Raw genomic sequence first — 7,725 nt, forward strand, 5'->3', positions numbered from 1 at the left:
TGGCTTCCCGTCAGCTTTTAAACATGCCAAAAGCCCCTGCTCATCTGGCCGGATAAGGTCATTGTTTCTGTCAGGACATTCATGCTGTTTAAAACGCTTTCAGGGCAAGCCATTGCGGGACTGTGCGCACTTTTTGCCTCGACTTTTATTGCCGTAACAACAGAAGTCGCGCCTGTGGGACTTCTGATTGATATGTCACAGGCATTTCAGATCAGTGAAGGACATGCCGGACTGGCCGTGAGCGCTTATGCGCTTCTGGTTGCGTTTGGCGCCGTGCCTTTGACGATCCTGACAGGGCGGATGGACCGTAAGTTTCTGATGCTCCTGTGCCTGATTGGGTATGTTGTCTCCAATCTTATCTCGGCTCTGGCTCCCTCATTTCTGGTGCTGTGCCTTGGCCGGGCGCTTGGTGGAGCCGCCCATGCGTTGCTGATGTCCATTGCCTCAGCCTATGCCGCTTATCTGGTGCCGGAGAAAATGACCGGGCGCGCCATTTCCTTTGTGTATGGAGGTACGTCCCTGGGGTCTGTGCTGGGCGTACCGGGGGCTGCGGCCATCGGGCATTTTGCGGGCTGGCGCGTGGCACTTTATATCATGACCGGGCTTTCCCTGCTGTTGACGCTTTTTATTGCGCTCTACCTTCCGCGCGTCCGGGCACCTGCTGGCGGCAGCCCGCAGCTTCCAACGGTAAGATCACGCTACGCCATGCGTATTTTTCTAGTGGTTGTGGCGGTGGATGCCGTATTCTTTTTTGCCCATAACCTCCTTTATACGTATGTCTCTCCGCTCCTGCTTCAGCATGGTCTGTCGGAAAGCATGTTGAGTGTAGCCTTGCTTCTGACAGGCGGGGTAAGTGTTCTGGGCCTATGGGGTGCAGGGCAAGTGGTGGATCGCTGGCCTGCGGCAGGCTTGTTTGGTGGGGGGCTGGCCATGCTTGTTGGCATGGGGCTGGTATATGGGCATCTGCTTTCTGCCTGGGCCGCCGTAGCGGCTGTAGGGATATGGTGTGCGGGGTATGCTGGCGTTATTCCCTTTGTGATGTCTGGGGCCATTCGTGCCCGTGCGACCAGTGCAGATGTGGCGGGTGCTGCCATTAACAGTGCCAGCAATTTTGGCATTTTACTCGGTTCTGCCGTGGGTGGGCATTTGCTGAGCACTTTGGGCTTTGCCGTTTTGTGTCCGGCGGCCGTTATCATCACTCTTGTGGGGATCATGCTGGCGGCGTTTAATCCCGGCGCTTTTCCCCGCACTCTTGATCATGTTGAAACAGAGCAAAGCAGTTAAAGAAAGCAGCCGCCAAGAGGATGGTACCCTCGTGGTATTGTCAGTCAGACTGAATGTCTGGAGAGAAGGGGGCGCACAAGCATCCCCTTTTTTATTGCAAGCCGCGAAAGTTTAATGCCAACCGCCACCAAGAGCGTAAGACAACGTAACCGTAGCAATCTGCTGTTGGGCTACGGCCTGCGTGAGGGCATTTTCTACGGAGAGTGTATCCAGTTTGGCATCCAGAATATCACGCAAGGTGCGCTGCCCACCTTCGTACAGCCCGCGAGCGGCGGTTTCATTGGAGCGTGATTGGCTGAGGGCGGCTGAAAGGTCCCGAATACGCTGATCCTGGCTGGTTCGTGCCTCATAGGCGTTTTCTACATCTGCGAGAGCGGAAAGCAGGGTTTTGTCGTAAGTGGCAACGGCCTCATCAAGCTGCGCATCGGCAGCCGCAATACGGGCGTGAATACGGCCTGATGTGAAAATGGGTAAATAGCTGGTCAGCGCTACAAGGCCTCCTGTGCCGGAAAGGCCTGGAATGCCATCAAAACGCAGGCGGCCATCTCCTCCAAAAAATTGTAGCCCAAAGCGGGGGAGTAGATCAGTCTTGGTGCTTCTCAGATGATAGAGACGGGCCGAGACAAGGTCTTCCGCAGCAGCAACATCCGGGCGACGGCGCAGGACGGTATCGGGGAGTTCTCCTGCGGGGGCAGGGGGAGTTATAAGGAATGTGGTGGAGACCGGAACGGTCGCGCTTTCGGGCGGTTGCCCGGCCAGAATGGCCATGCGCCGCAAGGATGCATTGAGTGCGGTTTGCAGGAGAGGACGACGGGCCTGAAGCGTGTTGATCTTTTCGTCCACACTTTGAATATCGGATAAAACAGCCTGTCCGGCTGCAAAGCGTGCCTGTGCATACGTTTTCAGACGGTTGAGTGTGGCAAGGCTCTCCTTCAGAAGAGTGAGTTGCTTGCGGAGGGACTGAACCTGTACATAGTGTGTTGCCACATCTGCCGCTATGGCCATCTGGACGCCGTGTAGTTTTTCTTGTTCAGCCAGAACCACGGCATGCGCGGCCTTGGTTTCAGCATGACGCCCGCCAAACAGATCAGGTTCCCAAGTGGCGGCAAGCCCTGCAAGGTGGCCATCTGTTCCGGCATCCCGCGCAGGAATATCGTAGGGATTACGCCAGTCCATCCCGCCACCTGCAATATTGCCCGTAATGCCAAGCGTCGGTCCTAAGGTGGAACGTGCGACTGCTTGAGTAGCCTCTGCCTGCAGAATGCGATCACGGGCGATGCGAAGGTCCGGATTGGCTTTCAGCGCGTTTTCAATAGCCCATGTCAGGGCGGGATCATGCCATGCGCGCCACCATGCTGACAGGTCAGACGGTTCCCCGGCAGGATCCTGTGTGAAATGGGCAGGGACTGCCACCCTGGAGGGTGGCGCGTGGGTGGAGAAGGGAGAACATCCAGCAAGCAGCAGAACAAAGGTCAATAAAGGCTTGGGCCGGAGGAACCTGTGGGGCGTGAAAAGGTGCATTGGCATCAGGACTGGCTCGTCAGCATGGAACGGAAGCGCATAAGGGCGAGGGCAAGAAAGACGATGCCCGCTGCTGTAATGGCAAGGAGCGGGATTATGATCGCATCCAGCCCGGCACCCCGATAAAGAATGGCCTGGGACAGCGTGACAAATTGAGTTGTGGGGAAAAAGCGGACAATATTCTGAATAAGCGTGGGCATGTTTTCAACCGGCGTTGCTGCCCCGGACAGCAGATATGCCACGGCGTAAACCGGAACCGCCAATAGGCCAAACTGCGGCATGGTGGGGGCAACTGTTGCCAGCATAACCCCCAGCGCCGTGGCGGAGAAAAGGTAGAGCAGGGTGCAGCAGGCAAACAATGGAATGGAGCCGGCCAGATGCACGCCTAACCAGACATGCACAACCAGCCAGAGAGACAGCATGGCCGCGATGAAAATGGCCAACCCGTTGGTGATGATCTTGGCGAGTGCAATTTCACTGGCGGTAACAGGGAGGACGAGCAGATGTTCGATCGTGCCATGTTCCCGCTCACGGATAATGGCGGCCCCAACGAGAATGATGGAGAGAATGGTGATGTTGGTGACAATCTGCATGACCGACATGAACGGGAAGGATTCACTGTTCGGGTTGTAATAAACCCTGCTTTTGATCTGAAAGGGCATGAAGTCAGTCAAAGCGGGGGCATGTGTTGCGGCCTGCACCTCGTTCATGAAAATCTGTGTCAGGTAGGATGTGCCAAGTCCGGCCTGTGTCATGGCTGTGGCATCTACCCGGATTTGCAGCGCAGGGGAACGACCGGCCAGAACGTCCCGTTCAAAAGATGGCGGGATATCAACAACAAAAATGAAGTCCCCTTTGTCCATACCGCTTTCTGCGGCCTCTGGCGTGGTGAGAGCCGGTGGTTTGAAGTAGGGCGGTAAGACGGCATCACGCAGTTTAAGGGAAAGCGTGGAATGGTCATGATCAATGAAGGCAACCGTTGCATTTGACACTTCGACCTTGACCCCATTGGCCACAGCCAGAACACCTGCGGTGAATGCAAACACAATCAGGGCTATCAGCACACGGTCCTGCAACAGGCTGCGTATTTCCTTGCCGCAGAGAAGGCCAATATTTGTAAGCCAGTTTTTCATGCCTCAGCGCTCCTGTTTACGGAGCAGCAGGCGGGCCAGAACCATGTAGCTCGCGGCAAAAGCCGCCAACGCCGCATACATGGGGAGAAACCCGGAAAAGCCCACCCCCTTGGTAAAGCTGCCCAGACTGATAAGCTGAAACCATGAGGCGGGGAACAACTTGCCCACCTGGTAGGAAATACCGGTAAGGGTGGAAACCGGGTAAAGAAGCCCTGAGAAATTGACGGCGGGGATCAGGCAAAGAATGGCTGTGCCAAATATGGCCGCAACCTGAGACTGCACAAAAACCGAGATCAGCAGCCCGAAACCGGTTGAGGCGAAAATATAGAGGATGGCCCCGAGAGACAGCGCCAGAAAAGACCCTTTGAGTGGTACGCCCATGACAACAACCGAGAGCACAACCAGCGCCAGATAGGAAAGCGTGGCGAGGGCAACGTAAGGGGTCTGCTTGCCAATCAGGTATTCTCCAACCGAGGCAGGGGAGGCGTATAGATTGACAATGGAGCCGATTTCCTTCTCCCGCACGACACCCAGGGCTGTCAGCATGGTGGGGATAAGAATGAGCGCCAGCATGATGGTGCCCGGCGTCATGGCGTAAATACTGCGGAATTCCTGATTATAGACAAATCGGGGCTCTATGCTGATAGGAGATGCGGGCAGCATTCCGCGTGGCAGGGATTTTCCGGCAGAAGACGCATATTGAAGCAGGGCACCCGTTGCGTAGGCCCGTATATTGGCCCCCAGAAAGGGCATGGCGCCGCTGATGCCAATACCAACGGAGGGATGGCGCCCGGCATCAAGGTCACGCCCAAAATCAGGCGGGATATCCAGTGTCATCTGCACTGTTCCCTTCTGGAGCCGCTGTGCCATGTCGGCATCGCTGGTAGCGGGCGCAGTTTCAGTAAAGTAACTTGAACCCTGGAAAACTTCGATCAATTCCCGACTGTGATGGGTGTGGTCATGATCGCGGACGGTGTAACTGATTTTGTTGACATCGAAGGAAATACTGTAAGCTGACACCAGCAGCAGAACGACCGGCCCCATAATGGCGAAGGCCAGCCGCAGGCGGTCGCGCAGGAGTTCTATGGTTTCACGGCGCGCAAATGCCCACGTGCGCGCAAGCCATGTCACCAGTTTTGAAGACGATGCAGCATGCTGTGTCACACTTGCTGCCTGAGAAGTGGACGCAGCGGTGGGCGGCTGTGGGTCTGTGCGGGCTTCTTCATCGCGTAGATAGTCAATGAAGGCCGCTTCCAGAGATGTTTCTCCGCGTTTGCGTGTCAGATCTGCCGGCGTGCCAACGGCCAGAACGCGACCCCGATGCATAAGGGAAATACGGTCACAACAGGCGGCTTCGTTCATGAAGTGTGTAGAAACGAAGATGGTGACATGCTTGTTGCGGGAGAGGTCAATCAGATGCCGCCAGAACATGTCCCGCGCGGCAGGGTCCACGCCTGAGGTTGGTTCATCCAGAATAAGGATATCAGGCGTGTTGATGCACGCAGCGGCCAGTTGCAGGCGTTGGCGGATGCCAAGCGGGAGATCAGCAGGGCTGGCACTGGCGAAGGGGCGGAGTTCAAAGTCATCCAGCGCCTGTTCGACCCGTGTTTCTGCCTCTGCTGCGGGAACACGGTAGAGTCTGGCTTGTAGAACCAGATTTTGCCGGACAGTCAATTCTTCATAAAGAGAGAATGACTGCGACATATAGCCAATGCGCATGCGGGCATTGATATCATTGGCGGAGACCGGTTTGCCAAACAGTTTGGCTGTGCCGCTGGTAGCATCCAGCAGGCCGGTCAGCATTTTCATGGTTGTGGATTTGCCACAGCCATTGGAGCCCAGAAAACCGAAAATTTCTCCCCGGCCTATTCTGAAGCTGACATGATCTACCGCGACAAAGGATCCAAACTGCCGTGTGAGTCCGGTAGCCTCAATCGCGGGTTCTCCGCCAGGGTCCTGATACGGGGGAATGGAAAACCCGCTGGCGCGTGAACGTTTTTCTTCGGGCAGAAGGGAAATATAGGCCTTTTCAACCGTAGACTGTCCGGTCTGCTTGAGAATATCGGCTGTAGGGGCGCTGACCAGAACTTTCCCATCGTCCATTGCCACTAGCCAGGAAAAGCGGGCGGCTTCTTCCATGTACGCTGTGGAAACAAGAACAGTCATCGAAGGACGAGCAGCGCGGAGTGTATCCACCAGTGTCCAGAACTGTTGACGTGACAGGGGATCTACGCCGGTGGTGGGTTCGTCCAGAATCAGCAGATCAGGGTCATGCACCAGGGCGCAACACAGGCTGACTTTCTGCTTCATGCCGCCAGACAGTTTCCCGGCTGGTCGATCAGGAAAAGGGGCAAGCCCCGTGGCTTCCAGCAGTTGTTTGATCCGCGCTTCGCGGTAGGCTGCGTCGAGCCCGAACAGACGGGCAAAGAAATCGATATTTTCACGCACGGAAAGCGTTGGATAAAGATTGTGACCCAACCCCTGCGGCATGAAGGCGACCTGCGGCAGGATGCCCTCACGCTGGCGGGTGTTTCGCATATCTGCCCCAAGGGTTGTAACCATGCCGCTTTGAATGCGGCGGACCCCGGCAATCAGACCCAGAAGGGTTGATTTGCCCACCCCATCAGGGCCGACGAGCCCAATGGTAGTGCCCGCAGGGAGCGAGAGGGAAACATCCCGTAATGCTTCTGTTTGGCCATAGCGATGCGTGAGGGACTGTATCAGGATGTCTGCGTGATCTGCATTGGCGAGCAGGGGGGCGGACGGAGACATCAGTCCTGTTCCTGTGCGGGAGAGGGCCAGAGGGCAGACGTGCTGGTGCGTACATAGCCTTCTCCTGTCATGCCCGCTTTAAGTGCGCCGGTCAGTTTTTGGGCCGTATCTGGCATGATCCGCAATTTGACACGGTAGACCAGTTTTTCCCGTTCGGTGGCGGTTTCCACATATTTGGGCGTAAACTGTGCTTCTGGAGAAACAAAAGAGATGCGGGCCGCGATCAAGTCCTTGCCGAGAGCGTCTAGCTGAATGCGGGCTTCATCTCCCACATGCAGCTTGCCAGCGGTTTCAGACGGAAAGAAGACTGTCAGATAGGTATCAGAAGGGTCAAGCAGGGACGCAATACGCCCCCCGCCTGCCAACACGGCCCCCTGTTCAGCAATTTTGTATTCGATCAAGCCACTGACAGGAGCTTTGACCGTCATGTCGTTCAGAATGGTTTCAAGTCGGGCTATCTGCGATGCAGCGGCCTGTGTTGCAGCCTGGGCAGAGGCTGCTGCATGTTCTGCCGCCTGTGCCGAAAGGCTGCGAGTTGTATAAGCGGTCTGGCGTTCCTGCACTTCCATATCTGATACCAGATGTTGCGCCGCCATTTGTCTGGCATGGCGCAATTCCTGACTGGCAAGAATGGCCGCTGCCTGTGCGGCTGCCTGCTCCGCTTTGGCACGACTTACGGTTTCTTGTGCCTGTGCAAAATTTGCATGGGCGCCATCAAGTTGTGTTTTGAGTTCAGCATTATCTTCGTAGGCTAGGGGCTGCCCAGCTTGAACGCTGTCTCCTTCATGGAATGTGATTTCCGCGATGCGACCGGGATATTTTACGGCAACATCCAGACGGGTCATTTCCAGCCGACCGTTACTAACGACAATATTCTGCGGCAGATCATTTTTGTGCGCAAAGTAATACCATACGCCCGCACCACATAATCCTCCAATCAGAGCGATACAGCCAAAAACCACGCCCACTTGTTTGGGCGTGCGGGGTGCTGCAGGGGAGGGGGCTGGCTGAGAGG

5 protein-coding genes are annotated in these 7,725 nt (G+C 56.1%); 1 reads left to right on the forward strand and 4 read right to left on the reverse strand.

Going from position 1 to position 7,725, the window contains the following annotated elements; translation table 11 throughout:
- Positions 1–81: 81 nt before the first annotated feature.
- Positions 82–1,284, forward strand: a complete 1,203-nt coding sequence (locus AD944_RS12195) for an MFS transporter (RefSeq protein WP_035382174.1) — start codon at positions 82–84, stop codon at positions 1,282–1,284.
- A 111-nt stretch (positions 1,285–1,395) separates the two neighbouring features.
- Here AD944_RS12195 and AD944_RS12200 read toward each other — a convergent pair whose 3' ends face one another.
- From AD944_RS12200 to AD944_RS12215, 4 genes are all read right to left on the reverse strand, one after another.
- Positions 1,396–2,760 (reverse strand): TolC family protein, encoded by a 1,365-nt coding sequence (locus AD944_RS12200; protein WP_236709336.1) that lies wholly within the window; start codon positions 2,758–2,760, stop codon positions 1,396–1,398.
- Positions 2,761–2,810: 50 nt separating this feature from the next.
- Positions 2,811–3,938, reverse strand: a complete 1,128-nt coding sequence (locus AD944_RS12205; protein ID WP_045543642.1) for an ABC transporter permease — start codon at positions 3,936–3,938, stop codon at positions 2,811–2,813.
- A 3-nt stretch (positions 3,939–3,941) separates the two neighbouring features.
- A complete protein-coding gene (gene rbbA / locus AD944_RS12210) occupies positions 3,942–6,710 on the reverse strand; it encodes a ribosome-associated ATPase/putative transporter RbbA (RefSeq protein ID WP_045543641.1) in 2,769 nt (922 codons plus the stop codon).
- On the reverse strand, positions 6,710–7,725 hold a 1,016-nt coding region (locus tag AD944_RS12215), incomplete at its 5' end, for an HlyD family secretion protein (RefSeq protein WP_061474867.1). The genes AD944_RS12215 and rbbA, both read right to left, overlap by 1 nt.

This window comes from Acetobacter tropicalis, assembly GCF_001580915.1.
Lineage (GTDB): Bacteria > Pseudomonadota > Alphaproteobacteria > Acetobacterales > Acetobacteraceae > Acetobacter > Acetobacter tropicalis.